Origin of the sequence: Synechococcus sp. WH 5701, assembly GCF_000153045.1 — a bacterium.
In the GTDB taxonomy this organism is placed as follows: domain Bacteria; phylum Cyanobacteriota; class Cyanobacteriia; order PCC-6307; family Cyanobiaceae; genus Regnicoccus_A; species Regnicoccus_A antarcticus.
Window position 1 is genome coordinate 907,243 of the sequence record NZ_CH724159.1, and the last position, 19,448, is coordinate 926,690.

General features: G+C 65.8%; 21 protein-coding genes. 6 read left to right on the plus strand and 15 right to left on the minus strand.

What is annotated here, in order from left to right; all coding sequences use genetic code 11:
* Positions 1 to 3 precede the first annotated feature (3 nt).
* The 8 genes from WH5701_RS18680 to WH5701_RS05570 all read right to left on the minus strand — a co-directional run bounded on the left by WH5701_RS18680 (position 4) and on the right by WH5701_RS05570 (position 7,607).
* Positions 4 to 633: a BMC domain-containing protein gene (locus tag WH5701_RS18680; protein WP_006171059.1), complete on the minus strand. Its 630-nt coding sequence runs from the start codon at positions 631 to 633 to the stop codon at positions 4 to 6.
* Positions 634 to 679: 46 nt separating this feature from the next.
* On the minus strand, positions 680 to 931 hold the full coding sequence (locus WH5701_RS05540) for a carboxysome peptide B (protein WP_006171060.1): 252 nt from the start codon (positions 929 to 931) through the stop codon (positions 680 to 682).
* Positions 931 to 1,215: a carboxysome peptide A gene (locus WH5701_RS05545; RefSeq protein ID WP_006171061.1), complete on the minus strand. Its 285-nt coding sequence runs from the start codon at positions 1,213 to 1,215 to the stop codon at positions 931 to 933. Before WH5701_RS05545 ends, WH5701_RS05540 begins: the two co-directional genes overlap by 1 nt.
* 1 nt (position 1,216) lies before the next feature.
* Positions 1,217 to 2,779, minus strand: a complete 1,563-nt coding sequence (locus tag WH5701_RS05550; protein WP_006171062.1) for a carboxysome shell carbonic anhydrase — start codon at positions 2,777 to 2,779, stop codon at positions 1,217 to 1,219.
* Between the two features lie 38 nt (positions 2,780 to 2,817).
* Complete coding sequence (locus WH5701_RS05555; protein WP_037979656.1) at positions 2,818 to 5,220, minus strand: CsoS2 family carboxysome shell protein; 2,403 nt, start codon at positions 5,218 to 5,220, stop codon at positions 2,818 to 2,820.
* 159 nt (positions 5,221 to 5,379) lie between these two features.
* A complete protein-coding gene (locus tag WH5701_RS05560; RefSeq protein WP_006171064.1) occupies positions 5,380 to 5,721 on the minus strand; it encodes a ribulose bisphosphate carboxylase small subunit in 342 nt (113 codons plus the stop codon).
* A gap of 91 nt (positions 5,722 to 5,812) precedes the next feature.
* Positions 5,813 to 7,225 carry a form I ribulose bisphosphate carboxylase large subunit gene (locus WH5701_RS05565; protein ID WP_006171065.1) on the minus strand — a complete coding sequence of 471 codons (1,413 nt, stop codon included), beginning with the start codon at positions 7,223 to 7,225 and terminating at the stop codon, positions 5,813 to 5,815.
* A gap of 70 nt (positions 7,226 to 7,295) precedes the next feature.
* Entirely contained in the window at positions 7,296 to 7,607 is a 312-nt protein-coding gene (locus WH5701_RS05570) for a BMC domain-containing protein (RefSeq protein WP_015107695.1), read from the minus strand.
* Between the two features lie 272 nt (positions 7,608 to 7,879).
* Between WH5701_RS05570 and WH5701_RS05575 the strand changes: the two genes are divergently transcribed.
* From WH5701_RS05575 to bchL, 3 genes are all read left to right on the plus strand, one after another.
* On the plus strand, positions 7,880 to 9,133 hold the full coding sequence (locus WH5701_RS05575) for a ferredoxin:protochlorophyllide reductase (ATP-dependent) subunit N (RefSeq protein ID WP_006171067.1): 1,254 nt from the start codon (positions 7,880 to 7,882) through the stop codon (positions 9,131 to 9,133).
* On the plus strand, positions 9,124 to 10,728 hold the full coding sequence (locus WH5701_RS05580; protein WP_006171068.1) for a ferredoxin:protochlorophyllide reductase (ATP-dependent) subunit B: 1,605 nt from the start codon (positions 9,124 to 9,126) through the stop codon (positions 10,726 to 10,728). The genes WH5701_RS05575 and WH5701_RS05580 overlap by 10 nt, the downstream gene beginning before the upstream one ends.
* Positions 10,729 to 11,056: 328 nt before the next feature.
* Positions 11,057 to 11,983 carry a ferredoxin:protochlorophyllide reductase (ATP-dependent) iron-sulfur ATP-binding protein gene (gene bchL, locus WH5701_RS05585; protein ID WP_006171069.1) on the plus strand — a complete coding sequence of 309 codons (927 nt, stop codon included), beginning with the start codon at positions 11,057 to 11,059 and terminating at the stop codon, positions 11,981 to 11,983.
* Positions 11,984 to 12,011: 28 nt separating this feature from the next.
* On the opposite strand, the gene WH5701_RS05590 is transcribed toward bchL, so the two are convergent.
* The 5 genes from WH5701_RS05590 to psaM form a co-directional block, all read right to left on the minus strand.
* Positions 12,012 to 12,899 (minus strand): hypothetical protein, encoded by an 888-nt coding sequence (locus WH5701_RS05590; RefSeq protein WP_006171070.1) that lies wholly within the window; start codon positions 12,897 to 12,899, stop codon positions 12,012 to 12,014.
* 4 nt (positions 12,900 to 12,903) lie between these two features.
* Positions 12,904 to 13,413, minus strand: a complete 510-nt coding sequence (locus tag WH5701_RS05595; RefSeq protein ID WP_156776566.1) for a hypothetical protein — start codon at positions 13,411 to 13,413, stop codon at positions 12,904 to 12,906.
* A 16-nt stretch (positions 13,414 to 13,429) separates the two neighbouring features.
* The gene (locus WH5701_RS05600; RefSeq protein ID WP_006171072.1) at positions 13,430 to 14,401 is read right to left on the minus strand and encodes a protochlorophyllide reductase; all 972 of its coding nucleotides are present in this window, start codon (positions 14,399 to 14,401) and stop codon (positions 13,430 to 13,432) included.
* Between the two features lie 262 nt (positions 14,402 to 14,663).
* Positions 14,664 to 15,065: a hypothetical protein gene (locus WH5701_RS05605; RefSeq protein WP_006171073.1), complete on the minus strand. Its 402-nt coding sequence runs from the start codon at positions 15,063 to 15,065 to the stop codon at positions 14,664 to 14,666.
* Positions 15,066 to 15,231: 166 nt separating this feature from the next.
* A complete protein-coding gene (psaM, locus tag WH5701_RS05610) occupies positions 15,232 to 15,336 on the minus strand; it encodes a photosystem I reaction center subunit XII (RefSeq protein WP_037979659.1) in 105 nt (34 codons plus the stop codon).
* Positions 15,337 to 15,425: 89 nt separating this feature from the next.
* Between psaM and WH5701_RS05615 the strand changes: the two genes are divergently transcribed.
* Positions 15,426 to 15,917, plus strand: coding sequence for a CRR6 family NdhI maturation factor (locus tag WH5701_RS05615; protein ID WP_006171075.1), 492 nt, complete (start codon positions 15,426 to 15,428; stop codon positions 15,915 to 15,917).
* Here the strand turns inward: WH5701_RS05615 and WH5701_RS05620 are convergent.
* The gene (locus WH5701_RS05620; RefSeq protein WP_006171076.1) at positions 15,898 to 16,659 is read right to left on the minus strand and encodes a sulfite exporter TauE/SafE family protein; all 762 of its coding nucleotides are present in this window, start codon (positions 16,657 to 16,659) and stop codon (positions 15,898 to 15,900) included. The genes WH5701_RS05615 and WH5701_RS05620 overlap by 20 nt on opposite strands.
* Before the next feature lie 25 nt (positions 16,660 to 16,684).
* Between WH5701_RS05620 and WH5701_RS05625 the strand changes: the two genes are divergently transcribed.
* Positions 16,685 to 17,446, plus strand: a complete 762-nt coding sequence (locus WH5701_RS05625; RefSeq protein ID WP_232201793.1) for a lipoate--protein ligase family protein — start codon at positions 16,685 to 16,687, stop codon at positions 17,444 to 17,446.
* 24 nt (positions 17,447 to 17,470) lie between these two features.
* On the opposite strand, the gene WH5701_RS05630 is transcribed toward WH5701_RS05625, so the two are convergent.
* Complete coding sequence (locus WH5701_RS05630; protein ID WP_006171078.1) at positions 17,471 to 18,697, minus strand: site-2 protease family protein; 1,227 nt, start codon at positions 18,695 to 18,697, stop codon at positions 17,471 to 17,473.
* A gap of 82 nt (positions 18,698 to 18,779) precedes the next feature.
* Between WH5701_RS05630 and WH5701_RS05635 the strand changes: the two genes are divergently transcribed.
* The gene (locus WH5701_RS05635) at positions 18,780 to 19,439 is read left to right on the plus strand and encodes a phosphoribosylanthranilate isomerase (protein WP_232201794.1); all 660 of its coding nucleotides are present in this window, start codon (positions 18,780 to 18,782) and stop codon (positions 19,437 to 19,439) included.
* Positions 19,440 to 19,448: the final 9 nt, after the last annotated feature.

Here is a 19,448-nt window from a genome sequence, read left to right on the forward strand (position 1 = left end):
TCATCAGCTCCTGCGCTCAGCGCCACTGAACGCGAGGATCGGTTCCAGCTCGCTGTGGGGGCGGGCAATGATGTGGGCAGCCACCAGTCCGTCGCCGACGCGCTCGCAGGCATCGGCCCCGGCGCGCACCGCGGCGTTGACGGCACCGGTTTCGCCGCGGACCATCACGGTCACGTAGCCGCCGCCCACGAATTCACGGGAGATCATCGTGACTTCAGCGGCCTTGGTCATGGCGTCAGCCGCCTCAATGGCGGGGACGAGGCCGCGGGTTTCGATCATGCCGAGAGCAATGCCGTGCGGGGTCGAAGCCATGGCTTTGGAGGAGGAGGAGGATTTGGAGGGAGGGGTGAGCCCACCGGAGCGGCCACGGGTGGCTGCTGCTGAGGTGGTGCTGCTGGCCTTGGCCGGAGGGCTTGCGGCCGCCGGGGCGGTGGTGGCGGCAGAGCTGCTGTGGGTGCTGCCGCTGGATGCGGATGGACCTGGGGCTGGAGGCGGGTCCACGGGTTTGTCCGCAGGGGAGGGGGTTGGGGTGGCGCTCGAAGCTGGGAGTGCCTTGGCGGCAGCAGCTCGGCTCACACCACTGCTGGCGCTGCTGCGCCGCGAGGAAGGTTGGCGGGAGGAGGGTGTGGCCATGGATCGAGCTGGGCGGACGGGGGAGAGGAGGGTGAGGGAGAGGAGATCAACCGTCTGGATCCCAGAGATCAATGATCCCAGCAATCGTCAGGTCGGTCTGGGTGTCGGGAATGCCGGTGGCAAAGCGGGCGGCGGAGCCGCTGGCGGTGAACACCCAATTACCGGGTGAGGCGCCCACCGGGTCGACAGCCACCATCAACTTGCCTTTGGTGGAGCGCAGGATGCGCAGCTGCCAGTGGAGCAGTCCTTCCACCCGTTGGCTGCAGACCAGAGAGCCGGTGACTTGCATGATTTCCATCAGGCTGCACCAGCATTTGGCGGCGGATTGGGTTTGCCGGCATCAGGATCCCAGTGGTCGATGATCCCCACGATCGTGAGGTCGCTGGGGTACGACTTGCTGCCGGCGGCTTCGCGGGCAGCGGAGCTGCCCACACAGATCACCCAGTCGCCGGGGATGCAACCCACGGCGTCGACAGCCACTTTCTGGGAACTGCCATCCAGCACCACCTGCAGATGCTTGTGCTCGAATTCGGGGATCCGGTTCGTGGACACCAGGGGCTTGAGAACTTTGCAGATCAGCATCTCAATGGCCTCCGTCTGATTCCAGCTTGATCGACGAACCGACCGTTTCGGCGGGAACGTGCCGGTCACGATCACGAACGCTCAGCAACGTGTGCAACAGGCCGCTGCCCACCAGATCGGGATAACGGTTGCGGATGGCGTCATCTGTCCTCTGGCAATAGAGCACGGCCCGTTCCCGCGCCCCCGGCACACTGCCGTGATAATCGAAACGGATCACCACAGGGATTGGAAGTCCGCGAGAGACGTTCAGACCCTTGAAGATCTTGACACCCACATCGAGATCGGCGGCCCCTTCTTCGACCGTGTCCATGTGGGCGAAGTACGTGAGATTGCGCAGATGAATCTCCTTGAAACCGATGCCGACACCGATGAAGCGCTCGGCATGGCCCGCATCGGCATAGGCGCCATCGTGATACGCGCGCACAAAATCGATCTGGGACATGTTGTGCTCGATCAGGCGGGCGATCAGCCGCGCCATCCCAGGATCGACGGCCCCGTCGGCGACCGTGTCCCCGTTGCCTGAGCGGGCGGCCAGCACCAGGGCCAGCACCCGGTCCCGGGCGGCTTCTGCTGTCAGATCCTGAGTGGCGGTGTACACGTCCAAGGCATCGAGCCAGCGCTCAAGATCGGTGTGGCCATTGACATCAGGAACGTGCACCCGAATGGCGTCGGTGTCGGTGTCAAGCCCGATCAGCAACAGGTCGACCGAGGCCCCGCAGCAGAAACTGTTCTCCACCGCCTGCCGGAACTCCTGAAGGCGGAGCAGTCCCCCGGCAGCGGCAGCGGCATCGTTGGAGCCATGGGCGGCACAGCCCTCGTGCCCAGGATCCCGGGAACTGAAGTGATACACCACCACCTTCAGGTAGCGGGTGGGCTCATGGGCGCTGTTGGGCCGGGCCTCTCTGTAGCGCAGATGCTCGGTGCGCACCCAGCGGTCGACGGTGTTCTCCACATCAAACATCGCGCCAGCGTGGGGCCTCCGGCGCACGGATCCGAATGGGAGGCGCAGAGCGAAGGCAATGGCATGGGCAAGACGGCCATCCGCGCAGGGGCTCACATCCAGCAGATGAAAGCCACAGGAGAGCAGGAAGGCATTGAAGGCCTCAGCGCTCTCGCTTCCCTCCTGACCCTGGAGCGGGTCGTCACGGAAGAAGCTGGCGCTGACCTGCTCATAGGCCTCGAACAGGCACCAGGCGAACAGGCTGCGCATGTCGAGCTGGCTGACCCAGGCCGACTCCAGGATCATGGGGGGCAACCCATGGCCGAGCTCCCTGAGGGCATGGCGCTGGGCCTGCTCCACGAAGTCGTCGTCGTGCTGCAGGGCCGAGAGCCGCTTGAGCACCGGCACGATTCGATCGAACGACCGCTTCACCTGGCTGTCGTAGGTCTGCAGGCGTTCGTTGGCCGCTGCATCGCTGAGCGGGTGCTGCTCCAGGACCGTCGTGAAGCGGCAGGTTCTCCCCAGCGATGAGCTGGACAGAGGGGAGCTGGAAGCAGGACGGCGTGCTGGGGCCGTGGGAGCCAGGGGCCTCTCGGCGGAGCCGTAGCGGCGGGGGCGGGGCAAGGTTCAGTGCTGCGACAGGGCGGGACGGGTGGAGAAAATCAGCCTCGGGCACCGCCGGAGACGGTGATCAGTGAGCCCTTGTCGGTGTTGCCGCTGGAGCCGGTCACGCGGCTGACCGGTTGCATCACCTCTTCATTGCGCTTGAGGGGGATGGTCGCCATCGCCGACATCGGTCCCGTGCGGGTGGGATTGCGGCGTCGGGCCGAGGCACCCTCCGTGCCGGTGACGCGCTTGCCCCGGTCCCAGTCGTCGCCGGTGATGTTCAGGCCGGCGGAGATGCCTTCACCGGTGACGCGGCTGGTGGGCCGCGCATCTTCATCGACGCTGACTGGAGCACTGGGCATGGGTGCCACGGCCTGGGGCCGGGGGGGCAGGACGGAGGTCTGACGCCGGACCGGGGGGAGCGGCTGGGGCTCCGGGCCGCGATGGTCGAAGCGTGCATGCTCGGTGCCGGTGACCTTGCCACCGGCCAGATCAAAAGGGCCGGTGATCCTGGCGCTGGTTTCGTAGCGGGTGCCGGTGACGGCGGAGCTGCGCTCGCGCTGCTGATGGGCAGCCCGAGCAGGGGATTGCACGCTGAATTCCTGCCAGGGCTGGGTTTCCAGCGGCTGGGGGAAATCGGCTTCGTGGCCCTGTGCTGCGCTGCAGGCTTCGTTGTACTGATCGACGCCCACGTAGGGGGTGCCTGAGATCGGCTCACAGGCCCCCTTGGAGGCGCCGGTCATCACCCCGCCGATGCCGGGTTGCAGACCGCTCATGCGCGGCCCTGGGGTACTGGCGCGGGCGGGAGTCCGCTGGCGGATGTTGCGTACCGAATCGCTGTCGCACCAGGCGCTGGCCTGCTCAAGGCCGGCGTAGGGCGTTCCAGTGACGGCTTTGCAGGTGCCGGGCTCATCACCGGTGACCTTGGAGGAACGGCCGGTGTTGGTGCCTGAGACGATCAGCTGCCGATTGGTAAGGCTGAAGCCGACCTTCGCTGCTTCGGGCTCAGGGCGTCCGCCGCAGAAGTTCTGGTACTGCTGGCTGCCGATGTACTCATCGCCGGTGACCCGGCGGCAGGAGCCGGGCTCATCGCCGGTGACCTTGTCGCTGCGGCCCACCAGGGTGCCAGTGATGCCGGTGCCCCTCAGGGTCTGGACGCTGGCCACCTTGGGGGGGGCCTGACCAGGCGTGCTGATCGAATCGGAGCCCACGTACTGAGTGCCTGTGGGCTGGATGCCGGCGCCGTGCTCGTCACCGGTGACCCGCTCGGAGCGGCCCACCATCACACCCGACACCGGTCTGCCGGCCAGGGTCTGGCTGTGGCCCACCTTGCGGGGGCTGACGGACGTGGTGCCGCAGTAGGCCGCCGCCTGGTTCGCCGAGATGTACTCGGTGCCGGTGATGGACTTGCAGGTGCCGGGTTCATCGCCGGTGACCTTCTCCGAGCGGCCCACTTCGTTGCCGGTGACGCGGTTGCCGTGGCTGGTGGCCGTGACGCGGACCTTGGCGGGCTGAAGCGGTTCGGGCTCGCTCTGGCAGAACGTGCGGAAAATGTCCGCTCCCATGTATTCGGTGCCGGTGATCGGGCGGCAGGTGCTGGCCTCGTTGCCGGTCGTCTTCTCGGAGCGGTTGGCCTGGGTGCCGGTCACCACCTGACCGCGCACCGTTTCACTGGCGCCCACCTTCCAGCTGGCGTCCTGGGCGCCGGCCACCTTGTTGGGGCCGCGCCTCGGACCCGTGGGTCGGGTGACACCGTTGCCGCGGCTGACGGCTCCGGCGCCGTTCTTGCTCTTGAGATCACGGATGCGGTGGGCCAGTTCCCGGCTGCTGATGTCGGGGTTCGATTGACGCACCACGGCGGCGGTGCCGCCGGAGCTGTTGGTGGAGGCCGACTTGCCGCGTTTGGAGAGGGCTTCGCGGCGGGCCATGACGATGGCGCGGCTGGGGTTGAACTGGGCGGAGCGCTTGGCTGTGGGCCGGTTGCCGTTGCTGCGGCGATCGCTGAGGGAAGTGGACGGGGGGGCGCTCAGGGAGAGGGTTGGCCGGCTGGCAGCGGGCGGCTCAGGGCTCACGGCCGCGGGGGTTGGGGTGGCGACGGTACGCAGGGAGCTGCCATCACGGCTGCGGTCCTTGCTGGTGTCAGCCCGCTTGCCGCGCTTGCTCAGGGCTTCACGTCGGGCCAGAACCAGATCCCGGCTGGGGTTGCTGATGGCGGCACGGTTGAGCTGACGGGGTGCGCTGGTGGGCCCGTTGCTGCTGCTGAACAGCGGTCGGGCCGGAGCATCAGCTTCGCGGCTGACAGCAGGGGCTACCGGCACGACCGAGCGGGTGGGACGGGCCTCAGCGGCGCTGCGGGTGCGGTTGGCACTGTTGGCATACCTCTTCTCCGCCGTTTTCCCGGCCGTGGAGAGCGCCATCCGGCGCGCAAGGGCCGCTTCGCGACTGGATTGAGATGCCATGTCCGCCCTATGAAGAAACAACCTTGAAGGAGACGGCTGGAGAGAACTGGTGATGGGAAGGCCCTCAGCCTGCCGATTCACGAATCCTCCACGCGCCGTCGGAAGAATTGAAGATGGACGACAGCAGGTCCCGGACTGGGCCGGAACCTGCTGAGGTGATCAGCGTGCTTCGAAAACCACGAAGCAGGAACCCTGGCTCTGGGTGTAGGCGTCGTAGCCGACCAGACGAACGTGATGGTCGGGGTAGGCGCGGTGGCAGGCCTCGAGTTCACTGACGATCACGCCCAGATCCTTCTCACCGAAGAAGGGCAGTTTCCAGTACGACCAGTAGGTCGCCATCGAACGGCTGGGGTGGACGTGCTCGACCAGCGGGCTCCACCCCTGGGCAATGATGTAGGCAATCTGGTCGTAAATCTCGTCCTGGGTCATCGGCGGGAGGAAGCCGAAGGTCTCCAGGGTGGCGACTGTTTGGTAGTCACCCACGGTGCTCTTGAAGGGCATGGGGATCCTTGTGGGGAATCAGGTGAATGCAGGCAAACCGGATGTGACCGGGGGAAAGAGAAAACCCTTTCCCACTGGTCATCAGCCCCGATCAGTTGACGTCGAGTTTGTCGACGGTGTCGAACTCGAACTTGATCTCCTTCCAGGTCTCGAGCGCGATGGCGAGCTCGGGGCTGTGCTTCGCGGCTTCCATGAGGATGTCGCGGCTTTCCTTCTCGATCTCGCGACCGGCGTTGCGGGCCTTGACGCAGGCTTCGAGGGCCACCCGGTTGGCGGCGGCACCGGCGGCGGAGCCCCAGGGATGGCCGTGGGTGCCACCACCGAACTGCAGCACGGAATCGTCGCCGAAGATCGCCACCAGTGCAGGCATGTGCCACACGTGGATGCCGCCGGAGGCCACAGCGAAGACGCCGGGCATCGAACCCCAGTCCTGATCGAAGAAATTGCCGCGGCTGCGGTCTTCGGGGACGAAGGATTCGCGCAGCTGGTCGATGAAGCCGAGGGTGGTCTGACGATCGCCTTCGAGCTTGCCCACCACGGTGCCGGTGTGCAGCTGGTCACCACCGGAGAGGCGCAGGCACTTGGCGAGAACGCGGAAGTGGATGCCGTGCTTGGGGTGACGGTCGATCACCGCGTGCATGGCGCGGTGAATGTGCAGCAGCATGCCGTTCTTGCGGCACCACTTCGACAGACCGGTGTTGGCCGTGAAGCCGCCGGTGATGTAGTCGTGCATGATGATCGGCTGCCCGAGTTCTTTGGCGAACTCGGCCCGCTCGTACATGTCTTCGGGAGTGGCGGCGGTGCAGTTGAGGTAGTGCCCCTTCTTCTCGCCGGTTTCCTCTTGCGCCAGCTGAACAGCTTCGGCGACGAACTCGAAGCGATTCTGCCAGCGCTGGAAGGGCTGGGAGTTGATGTTCTCGTCGTCTTTAGTGAAGTCGAGACCGCCGCGCAGGCACTCATAAACCACCCGGCCGTAGTTCTTGCCGGAGAGGCCCAGCTTCGGCTTGATCGTGCAGCCCAGCAGCGGACGGCCATACTTGTCCATCCGGTCGCGCTCGACGCAGATGCCGTTCGGCGGGCCTGGGCAGGTCTTGATGAAGGCCATCGGGAAGCGGATGTCTTCCAGACGGAGGTGGCGCAGGGCCTTGAAGCCGAACACGTTGCCCACCAGGGAGGTGAGCACGTTGGTGATCGAACCTTCCTCGAACAGATCGAGCGGGTAGGCGATGAAGGCGTAGAACGACTCCTTGTCACCGGGAACGTCTTCGATCCGGTAGCAGCGGCCTTTGTAGAAGTCGAGGTCGGTGAGGAGCTCGGACCAGACGGTGGACCAGGTGCCGGTCGAGGATTCGGCAGCCACGGCAGCGGCCACTTCTTCCTTGGGAACGCCTTCCTGACCGGTGACCTTGAAGCAGGCCAGCAGGTCGGTGTCCAGGGGAACGTAGTCGGGAGTCCAGTACGTGTCCCTGTACTCCTTGACCCCAGCGTCGTACTTCTTGCTCATGGGGAAAATCTCCTTGTTGGTCGGGTGGGAAAGATGAAGGTGCTGCGCTCCCTCGGGGGCGCGTCAGACATCAGTCCTTGGAACCCAGACCGAAGCTGCTGTTGAGGGCCGGCTCCACTTCACGGTGGGGGCGGGCGATGATGTGGGCGGCCACGAGGCCGTCGCCCACGCGCTCACAGGCATCAGCGCCGGCACGCACTGCGGCGTTCACAGCACCGGTTTCGCCGCGCACCAGGACGGTCACGTAGCCGCCCCCCACGAACTCACGGCCGATCAGACGCACTTCGGCGGCCTTGGTCATGGCGTCGGCTGCTTCGATGGCCGGCACGAGGCCGCGCGTCTCGATCATGCCGAGGGCGATGCCCATGGTTTCATTCGCCATTGCCTGCTCCGGAAAAGGTTGGGGAGGTTCGTTAAGGACCATGCTCGGCGGCATACCCCCCCGTCAAGCGATTTGGGTGGTTTGATCGATCACGGTGTGCAGGGACCCCCATAAGCCCTGCTCATCGGTTCCGAAATGTGTTAATCGGCGTAACGACTTGGTTCCTGTATCCCGTTCCACCCCCTATCGACCCTGATCCCGAAGACTTGTCAACAGCCACTGGTTTCCGCCGCCTAGTTGGCTAACCCGTAATGGATCACCGGTTCCCGCCCATGGCCCTGACGTCCACCCTGCCGCCCGTGCTGCGTGAAAGCGGACAGCGGGAGGTGTTTTGCGGCCTCACCTCGATCGTCTGGCTGCATCGCCGGATGCCCGATGCCTTTTTTCTGGTGGTGGGCTCCCGCACCTGCGCCCACCTGATCCAGTCGGCGGCCGGTGTGATGATCTTTGCCGAACCCCGCTTCGGCACAGCCATCCTGGGCGAGCGCGACCTGGCGGGCCTGGCGGATGCCAACGAGGAACTAGATCGGGTGGTGGGCGATCTGTTGGCGCGGCGGCCCGAGATCCGCACCCTGTTCCTGGTGGGCTCCTGCCCTTCGGAGGTCATCAAGCTCGATCTGGCCAAGGCCGCCGAGCGCATCAACACCCGCATGCAGGGGCGGGTGAGGGTTGTGAATTACTCCGGCAGTGGCATTGAAACCACCTTCACCCAGGGGGAGGACGGTGCCCTGACCTCCCTGGTTCCCCTGTTGCCCAGCAGTCCTGAACCCCAGCTGCTGATCGTGGGCACCCTGGCCGATGGGGTGGAGGAGCGTTTCCTCTCCCTGTTCGCGCGCATGGGCCTCGAGACGGTGCGCACTCTGCCGCCCCGCCAGTCGACCGACCTGCCGCCGGTCGGCCCCGGCACCCGCCTGCTGCTGGCCCAGCCCTTCGTGGCCGATACCGTGCGGGCCCTGGAGCGCCGAGGCGCCCAGCGCATCTCCGCCCCCTACCCGCTCGGGGTGGAGGGCAGTTGCGCCTGGATGACGGCGGCGGCGGCGGCCTTCGGCATTGACCCCAAACGCGTGGCCGAGGTGCTCGACCCTCTGGCGGAGCGGGGCAGGCGCGCCCTGGAACCCCTGCGCCGCAGACTCGAAGGCAAGCGCCTGTTTCTGTTACCCGATTCCCAGCTGGAAATTCCCCTGGCCCGTTTTCTGCACCGCGAATGCGGCATGGAACTGGTGGAGGTGGGCACCCCCTACCTCGACCGCCAGCTGATGGCCGAGGAACTGCCCCTGCTGCCGGAGGGCACCCAGCTCAGCGAAGGGCAGGATGTGGAGAAGCAGCTGGAGCGTGTTCGTGCCAGCCGCCCCGATCTGGTCGTCTGCGGCATGGGTCTGGCCAACCCGCTCGAAGCGGAAGGCTTCGCCACCAAGTGGTCGATCGAGCTCGTCTTCAGCCCGATCCATGGTTGTGATCAGGCCGCTGACCTGGCTGAACTGTTCGCCCGTCCCCTCAACCGCCGGGAGTTACTGCAATGGAACTGACCCTCTGGACCTACGAAGGCCCTCCCCATGTGGGAGCCATGCGCATCGCCGCCTCGATGGAGGGAGTTCACTACGTGCTGCATGCCCCACAGGGCGACACCTATGCCGATCTGCTGTTCACGATGATTGAGCGGCGTGACCGCCGGCCCCCTGTCACCTACACCACCTTTCAGGCCCGCGATCTGGGCGGCGACACCGCTGAGCTGGTGAAGCGCTCGATCCAGCAGGCGGTGGATCGCTTCCAGCCGGAGGCCCTGCTGGTGGGCGAGAGCTGCACAGCCGAGCTGATCCAGGATCAACCGGGATCCCTCGCCGGCGGCATGGGCCTGGGTGTTCCGGTGGTGAGCCTGGACTTGCCTGCTTACTCCAAAAAGGAAAACTGGGGGGCGGCGGAAACCTTCTACCAACTCTGCCGCGGGCTGCTCAGGAACCAGATGCCTGCCCCCGGAGCGGCCAAGCCTGGGCCCGAGCGCTGGCGCTCCGAGGGGCGGCGACCGCGCGTGAACCTGCTGGGCCCGAGCCTGCTGGGCTTCCGCTGCCGAGATGACGTGCGCGAATTGCGCGGCCTCCTGGCCGACCACGGCATCGACGTGAATGTGGTGGCACCCCTGGGAGCCAGGCCGGCCGACCTGATGCGTCTCCCCCAGGCCGATGCCAACCTCTGCCTCTATCCGGAGGTGGCCGGCCCTCTCTGCAGCTGGCTGGAGCGCAATTTCGGCACCCCTGTGGTGCGCACCGTACCGATCGGAATCGGAGCCACGGCCCAGTTCCTGCGTGAGCTCTGCGCCCTGCTGGGCCTGGAGCCGCCGGAACTGCGTGAGGCCGACCAGCGCTCCAGATTGCCCTGGTACTCGAAATCGGTGGATTCCACTTACCTCACCGGCAAGCGGGTGTTCATTTTCGCCGACGCCACCCATGCGATCGCGGCGGCCCGGATCGCCTCGCGGGAGCTCGGTTTCACGGTGGTGGGGCTGGGCAGCTACAGCCGCGAGCAGGCCCGTGAGGTGCGTGCCGCCGCCAAGGAGCTGGGCCTCGAGGCCCTGATCTCCGACGATTATCTGGAGGTGGAGCAGGCCATGGCCCAGGCGGCTCCAGAGCTTGTGCTCGGCACCCAGATGGAGCGCCACAGCGCCAAGCGGCTGGGGATTCCCTGCGCTGTGATCAGCGCCCCGCTGCATGTGCAGGATGTACCCGCCCGTTATGCCCCCCAGATGGGTTGGGAGGGGGCCAATGTGATCTTCGATTCCTGGGTGCACCCCCTGATGATGGGTCTGGAGGAACACCTGATCGGCATGTTCCGCCATGATTTCGAATTCGTGGACGGTCACCTCAGCCATCTCGAGGGTGCTTCCGCCCCGGCGGCCCAGCCGGTCGCTGGCCCTGCCAGCGGGGCGCCGGACGTGACACCACTTTCGGCCACTCCTGAAGGGGGAGCCTTGCGCTGGACCCCTTCCGGTGAAGCTGAACTTTCCCGAATTCCTTTCTTCGTTCGGGGCAAAGTCCGGCGCAACACCGAAGCGTATGCCAACGAACGTGGCGTAGCGGAGATCACCGAGGAAACGCTCTACGAAGCCAAGGCCCACTTCAGCCGTTGAGCCGCGGGGCTGCGTGACGTTGCACAGCTGGCCAGGCCCAGGCCAGCTCGATCATTCCCGGATCGCACAAGCCAGCGCAGTCACTCCCTGAACCAGGCGGCCTCTCCATCTGTCAAGGTGTTAGGCATTTCTACTTAGATCGGGAGGCGGGCCCCTGAGCCATGAGAGTGATTGTCAAGGCTCTGCTCATCAGCAATCGCTCGGCTTGGGTGAGCATTTCAAGATTCCGATTGTCGTGATGTTTCGGTTTGAGCCAGACCCAGCATCTGCCTGCTCGGCTGCACTTTGATGTAGGCACTGCCGATGTCGACTCGGCCAAGGACGTGTTATGACCACAACTCTGCCACCCAAGCAGACAACAGCTCCCGCCAAGGCTGGCACCAGCGGCCATGAGGACGGTGAGGGCAGCCTCCAGGTCCACCAGGATGCCTCGATGAACATCGAGGAAGGTGCCTTGGTGATTGCCGTCTATGGCAAGGGGGGGATCGGCAAGTCCACCACCTCCTCCAACCTTTCCGCAGCGTTCTCAAAGCTGGGAAAACGGGTGCTTCAGATCGGTTGCGATCCGAAGCACGACAGCACCTTCACCCTCACCAAGAAGATGGTGCCCACGGTGATCGATATCCTCGAAACCGTTGACTTCCATACCGAGGAACTTCGTCCCGAAGACTTCGTGTTCGAGGGCTTCAATGGCGTGATGTGCGTGGAATCCGGTGGTCCACCGGCTGGTACCGGATGTGGTGGCTATGTCACCGGCCAGACGGTGAAGTTGCTGAAAGAGCACCATCTGCTTGAAGATACGGATGTCGTGATCTTCGATGTGCTCGGTGACGTGGTCTGTGGTGGTTTCGCGGCGCCACTGCAGCATGCCAATTACTGCCTCATCGTCACCGCCAATGATTTTGATTCGATCTTTGCGATGAATCGGATCATGCAGGCCATCAACGCCAAGGCCAAGAACTACAAGGTGCGCCTGGGCGGAGTGATTGCCAATCGCTCAGAGGAGACCGATCAGATCGACCGCTTCAATGAGCGCACCGGTCTGCGTACCATGGCGCATTTCAAAACGGTGGATGCAATCCGCCGCTCCCGCCTCAAGAAGTGCACCATCTTCGAGATGGAGCCAAGCCCCGAGGTGGAAGCCGTTCAGCAGGAGTATCTGAGCCTTGCGCAGAAGATGCTCAGTGATGTGGAGCCCCTCGAGGCCGAATCACTCAAGGATCGTGAGATCTTTGACCTGCTCGGTTTCGACTGATCCTCACCAGGGAGTCTCAGGTTCTGATTCAGATCTCGGCGGCGGCCCGCTCCACCAGGCGGCGGGCCACGGCCTGGACCCCCGTGTGGGAATAGGTGTCGGTGAAGGCATCCAGGAACACCGCCAGCTGATCCATGCGTCCTTGCCAGGGGCCCAGGGTGGTTTCCAGGGCCTGGACGGCCCGCTGGCCACTGAGCCCCAGCTGGGAGACGAGTCCATCGGCCCAGCCCACCCATAGCTCCACTCCCCGGCGTAGGAATCCAAGGTGAGCCTGATCATTGCGGCCCGGCATCAAGCCGGCCATGCGCCGGTAGGCGGGGAGCTGACGCAACTGGGTCGCGCTCGCCTGCCCGAGCAGTCCATCCAGTCGCTGCAGGGCCTGATCTCCCAGCGGCAGCAGACCATCGAAGGTGACCAGGGCGGCCATGCGCAGCCGTGCTTCCGAGCCATAGTCGGCCAGGGCGGCGGCGAAGTCAGCGAAGCTGTCGCCGGGTAGACCATTGACCTGGGTGAAGGCCAGCAGCTCGGCCGACACCTTCAGGCCCAGATCCACGGCCTGCAGCGTGTCGCCAGGTGGCGTGAGATCGGCGATGCGTTTGAGCAGGGGCACTCCGGCGCTCAACCCAGCCAACACCCGCAGGCCAGCCGTGGCGTGCTGCGAGCGGTTGACGGCGTCGTAGACGCTCAGGGCCCTGCCATAACCCTCATGGCGTGCCCGACTGAGTTGATCGGCCCGGGCCCGCACCTGAGCGATGAGGGCCGCATCGTTGCTGCCGATCACCGATTCGATTAAGGCTTCGGCGCTGGTGATGTTGCTCCAGCCACCCGGGACCAGCAGGCTCAGCCCCTGGAGTGAGAGCACGGTGAGTCCCCGCCGCGGCAGGCGCTCCAGACGGGTGAGAACAGGTGTGCCCATGGCCTCAGGCGCGGGGGAGGGATGGGGTTCCGAGGGCGGCGAGTCCCTGGAGATTAAAGTGTTCAAGAACGCTGTGGCGATGATCGGCGTCAAGGGCACTGCCCTGCTCGATCACCTTCACCTGGAAGCGATCGGCCACCAGCAGCGCACTCGCATGGGGCCCCTGCTCCACCAACGGCCAGCCCTCGAGGCGCTCCTGAGCCTGCTCGAACTTGGCTCGGGCTTCCGGTGCGGTGATCGTGTCGGAGATGGCCAGCAGGGCAATCACCTGATCGCCCTTTTTCAGGCGCGCCTCGCTGAACCCCCGCTTCTCCTGCGACATCGTCACCCGGAATTCTGGATCCGAGGGTGGGAACAGCCGGTTGAAGCTGGTGCCGTTCACCACCTGCTGCAACGGCACATCGGCGACCGTTCCTCCGGGCAACCAGTCGGCGAAGGGGAGCAGAAGCACTCCGCCCACCAGTAAGCCAGCGGCCAGCACAAGAGCGACAAACCAGCGAAGCGGACGGGGCATCACCATCACAGTGTCCTCAGGCGAGTCCGACGAGTTTCATGGACAGGTCCCAGGTCTTGGCAGCGGTTTCGGGATCGCTGGCCTTGTCTGAAAGTTCCTGGATGAACTGTTGACCATTGGCCTTCTGGCGGTTGCCCCAGCTCCAGTGCGCGCCCGACACGGCGAAGGCCGGGTCGGCCACAACCTGGGCCACCCGCTCACCGGCCAGCTCCTGGCTCACATAACCGCCGGTGATGTTCTTCTGGAACCAGGGGAAGATGGTCTGAAAGGCCCTCGGGGTGTTGCGGAACAAGGGCGTGTCGGCCACGCAGCCGGGATAGAGCGAGCTGAAGATGATCCCCGTGGAGTCGTGCAGCCGGCGGTGCAGCTCCTGGGTGGTGATCATGTTGCAGAGCTTGCTGTCCTTGTAGGCCTTGCCGGGCTTGAAGGCCTTGCTGTTGGCCATGCTGATCGGCGCCTTGAAACCGGCCTCGAAGCCCGAGAGGTCTCCCAGGTCTGCGGGGGCGGGGATCGGAATCTTGCCGCCCAGCTCCTTTGAGTTGGCCGTGACCGTTCCAAGGATCACCAGTCTGCGCGAGGGATGGCTCGACTTCTTCATGTCGTCGAGCAGGGCCTGGATCAGCAGGAAATGCCCCAGATGGTTGGTGGCCATCGAGATCTCGTAGCCCTGGGGCGAGCGTTCCGGTTGCTTGAGCCGCGGTTTGTAGACGGCGGCATTGCAGACCAGGGCGTCAAGGCTGCGGCCGGTGGCATGGAAGGCGTTCACCAGCCGGCGAACACTCTCGAGATCGCCCAGGTCCACCTGCAGGTGGGTGAGGGAGCTCTCAGGGATCGCCAGAGAACTGGCTGCTGCCTTGGCCTTGGCCAGATCGCGGCAGGCCATCACCACATGCCAGCCGCGCTGGGCCAGGGCTTTGGCGGCGTACAGGCCAACGCCGGAGGAAGCTCCGGTGATCATCACAGTCCCAATCTGCCCAGCGCTGCCCATGCCGGGACTGGAGGGGCTTGACGGGGTGGGAGCGCTGGAAGCAGACGCCATCGGGGCGCGGCGGTTCGGGGGGCCTCAACCTAAGGACAAGGCCAGCAACCAGTGCCGACTGCGGAGCGAAGTTCAACACAAGGTCACGTTGAACAGCGGCGACCGACGTCATCCTTGTGGCATCGGTCAACGACCTGGAGCGTGAACAGGTGCTGGTTGACCGGTTCTGTGTGGTCAGAAACTCAACCAGGAGGGAAAACCCCGCAGGATGTCAGCGCTGAACCTGGGCCGGGAGCGGTTGGGTGCTGATCAAGGGCCTGCCGGCTGGGGCAGGGGCGGGCTTGGGTTCGGTGGGTTCGTTCCACACCACCCGCAGACGGTTGGGGGCGATCCACTGATCCTGTTCGCGAATCAGCCGCTGCTCACCGGTGGTGACGAAGAGTTGATCGAAGCGCTTCTGTGCCTTCTGCAGTTTGGCTTGTTCGATCTGAAGAATGGCACTAAGTTCGTCGTGCTGGTTCAGCCGTTGCTGATAGGCACCAGCCAGATGAACCAGGCTGAGGCCCGCCAGCAGGGTCATGCCCAGCTTGACGCTGAGGCCAATCACGCTGCAGAGCAACTCCTGCCGGTCGGTCGATCCCTGGTGGATGGCCACCGCTGCCGCTGCACTCACGGGTGGTGCGGCGGCTGAGCGCGAGGCTGGCCGTCGCCTGGATGCCGCCGAACGCCTTGGTGCGGTTACGGGCCTGAGCTGCTGCGCGGCGGACAAGGGGGAGAAAGAGAAGTGATGGCCCGCTTCTAGCAGTTCAGGCGCGACCTGCCAAGGGCGAGCCTTCGATTCAGGCCCGGTAGAGGCTGACGCAGAGGCGAATCGCCAGAATGCCGGCGTGGGCGGCGACCACCAGGGCAATCAGAACCTCTGCCTGGCTGAGTGTTGTGACCATGGCCAACGATGGGAAACAGATGTCGCCACCATTGTTCGGCTCCGTTCCGCCCGAAGCCAGGTGATGGCATCGGGCTGTCACAGCTCTTGATGGCTCAACCTCCCTCCAGCCTCTCTGTATCCGCCGAGAGTATCCGCACTCTTGATCTCTCGCCGCTGCAACCCTGGAGCGCCTGCGCTCCGGCTGACCTGCTTGCCGCCGCCGGAGCCCTGGGCCTCGATTTCGACTGGCCCCGTCAGTCAGACGATCCCCGCGAGCTCTCCGAACTGCCTGAACTACGCCTCTGGAGTCTGCGGGCCGATGCGCTTCACCCCTGGCTGCCCCTGGTGCTCGACCGCAGCAGTGGCCAGCTCTGCCGTCACGTGGCGATGCTTCTACCCCATGGTTTCAGCCGCCACGAGGGGATCCGCTTCGCGCCGGAGAGCCTCGAGCTCTGGATCACCCATCGCTTTTTCCTGCTGGATCACTGGAGCCAGGAGCGGGGTCTGAACTGCCGCCAGGGGCTTGCTCAGATGGCCGCGGTGCTGGGTTTCGAGCTCGATCCCAGCTTCTGGGATCCGATCAGCCCAGCAGCAGGCTGAGGGCCCGCCGGCCGCTGTCGAGGGCCAACAGGCCGGTGAGCCCGCGCAGCAGTTGCACCAGCAGGGTCTCCGGAACCCGCTCCAGCCGTGCGGCCGACCAGTGGGCCGCCACTGAGGCCGTTCCCCCAAGGGTGAGGGCGATGGTCCCCTGGGCCTTTGCCCCGATCAGGAAGGTCACCGACGCTGCAGACGAAGAGCAGAGCACCGCCAGGGTGCTGAGGCGGATGGCTTCGCGCACCGGCAGCCGCAGGCTTCCCAGCATCAGGGGGACCATCAACAGGCCCCCACCCACCCCCAACAGACCTCCGGCCAGGCCGGCCAGGCTGCCCACCAGGGCCAGGGCCGGCAACGGAGCAGGCCCTGGCGACGGTGCCGGCTCCTTGTCGCGGCGAGACGAGATCGTCAGGGTCAGGGTCACGTACATCAGGGCCTGCAGTCCCAGCAGCTGCCAGCCGCTGAGCAGTCCCCCCAGCCGGCTGAACAGCAGCCCGCTCAGGGCTGCACTGAGACCGATGGCCAGGCCAGCCGCCGGCAGCACCCGACCCTGGCGCAGATGCACCCAGGTTCCCCCCAGGGTGGTGGGCACGATCGCCAGGGTGCTGGTGGCCAGGGCCTGATGGGGGGGAAGGCCCACCAGCAGCAGCATCGGTGAGAACACCAGACCGCCGCCGATGCCCAGCAGCCCCGAGAGCAGCCCGGCCACCACACCGAGGGGCACCAGCACCAGCAGATCGCCCAGCATGATCGGGTTGAACGGCGGTCGCACGGTGGCACCAGCATCCCCTGCTGATCCCCCTTTTCCGTCGAGCTGGCGCTGGATTCCCCCCCTATGCCTGCGCGGCGACTGGCAGATGGCCATCGACGACTGGCTGCTGGATCAGCTGTTGCTCAAGCCAGGTCAGGGAGTTGTGCGCCTCTATACCTGGAGCACGCCGACCCTCTCGCTCGGCTACCACCAGCGCGCCATCCCTTCGGCCTGGCGAAGCGCGGCCCGGCAGGGCCGTGTGGCCCTGGTGCGCCGGCCCAGCGGCGGTGGCGCCGTGCTCCATGCCGGCAGCCTCACCTATGCCCTGCTCTGGCCCGATCCTCCCCGCCAGCGCCAGCTGGCCTACAGCCTGGTAGGCACCTGGCTGGCGCAGTCCTTGGCCCCCCTGGGCCTGGCCCTGAGCCCTGGCCAGGAGGAGGCCACGCCCCCGTCCGCCAACTGCTTCGCCTGCAGCACCGCCGCTGATCTGGTGGGCAGCGATCGCCAGAAGCGGGTGGGCAGCGCCCAGCTCTGGCGCAGGCGCCAGCTCCTGCAGCACGGCAGCGTGCTGATCGACCCACCATCCGCTCTGTGGCAGGAGCTGTTTGGATCGACCCCAGCGGCTCCTCCCTCGGCTCAAGGGCTCTCTGTGGCTGCGCTGGAGCACCACCTCAACCGCACGGTGATCAGTTCCCTGGGGGGAGGCCCGTTGCTGGTTGAGCCACTTAGGCCTCAGGAGTGGGAGGCGATTGATCGCCGCCGCCACCGGTTTCGACTGTCCTGAGAGACGGCCGGGAGATGGGGTGGATCAGCCCTCACCACTCTCGGCGATTCCCCGGGCCACCTGGGCCAGGGCCAGCCCGAGGGGGTAGGTTCCCTGGCGCCGGGCGGCCTCCAGCAATGGTGGAGGCAGGCGCAGTCCCAGGCGGGCCAGCACCACTTCCGAGAGTTCCGGGCGCTCCAGGGTGCCACTCGGCAGGCCCGCGGAACCCAGCACCAGCAGGCGATCGACGCCCGGCTCATCCAGTTGCAGGGCGGCCTGCCAGAGCGGCGCATCGTGCTGGATGCTGGGAAGGGTGCTCAGGGGCTCGATGTGGTCGAGAACCCGTTCCTGATCCCAGCGCTGAACCGGCAGGGTCTGCAGGGGGTCGTCGCCGATCACCCCTTTCCAGCGACCCCGCTCGCAGACGAGAACCCAGTCGGGACTGCCGTCGCTGTCGTCACGGCGCATCCGAGAGAGCTCGCGCAAGGGCGCATCGCCCTCCAGCACCCGGAACCGGCGGCGGGTGGCCTCACTGACCTTGAGGTCCTTGAGGGCCTTCTGCAGCGCCAGGAGCTGGTTCTGGTTTCTGGAGGCCCCCAGCCCGAACCACCCCAGCATGATCAGCCAGAAGGCCCCCAGCCCACCGCCCCGCAGCAGCAGCAGGGTGCCCATGCCCACGGCCATCAGCGAGAGGAAGCGGCCCATGGCGGTGGCCACCTGGACGCCTCGCCGCTGACTGCCGGTCCACTGCCACACCAGCGCCTTGACGATCAGGCCTCCATCCAGTGGCAGGCCGGGGAGAAGGTTGAACAGGGCCAACACCAGGTTCAGGACTCCCAACTGGCTGACCATTTCACCCAGCAACGGTGAGAGATGGGCGACCGAATGGCTGCTGCCCAGGAACAGAGCGGCCAGCAGCAGGCTGACCAGGGGGCCAGCGGCGGCCACCTGCAGGGCCGCCATGGCTGTGGTGCATTCCTTTTCGACACTGGCCACCCCGCCCAACAGGAACAGGGTGATGCTCCGCACCTTCACCCCATGGGCGATGGCCACCAGTGAGTGGCCCAGCTCATGCAGCAGCACCGAAACGAACAGCAGCAGCGCCGTTCCCAGCGCCAGCAGCCAGAGGCTGGCGCTGGAGGCCTGCCCCGCCAGCTGAATGCCGTATTGCTGCTCGAAGCCCAGGGTGGCGAGCAGCAGGATCACGAACCAACTGGGGTGGATGCGCAGCGGGATGCCGCTGATCTTGAGGAGCTGCCAACCTTCACCCACGCGGTCCTGTCCTGCCGATGCCCAGGCAGATCCCGGGCGGTCTTGCTCCGATCCTAGAAAGGGTGGTCATGACCCTTCTGTGGTGCTCTCCACCCTGTTGAAGATCTGTGGTCTGCGTCAGCCGGCCCAGGCCCAGGCGGTTGCTGAGCTTGGGGTGGATGCCGTGGGGGTGATTGCGGTGCCCTCCTCCCCACGTTGGCTGGCCCCCGATCGGCGGCTGGAACTGTTTGAGGCGATGACCGCCGGCCGCCCTGGCTGCCGGGGAGTGCTGGTGCTGGCGGATCCCGGCGACGAGCTGGACGCGCAACTGGATCCAGCCCATGGCCACCAGGTGCTGCAGCTGCATGGGAGGGAATCCCCCGCCCGCTGCCGGGAGCTGGCCGAAAGGACAGGCTGCACGATCTGGAAAGCCCTGAGGATTGGCCGCCCCGAAGATCTCGAGCGAGTCAACGATTATGGCGGCGTGGTGGAGGCCGTATTGCTGGATGCGTGGGTTCCAGATCAGCTAGGAGGCAGCGGTCAGCGCATCCCTCCCGCTTGGTTGGAGGGGTTCAAGCCTGGTCTGCCTTGGTGGCTTGCCGGTGGCGTAGGACCAGCCAACGCCGCTGAGCTGGTGGAGGCCTTTCACCCCGATGGACTCGATGTGTCCAGTGCGGTGGAGCGCGCACCAGGCGAGAAAAACCTCGATCTGGTGCGCGCTCTGGTGGACGTGGTGAAGGGATCAGCCGCAGCAGCGAACTGAATTCACTGA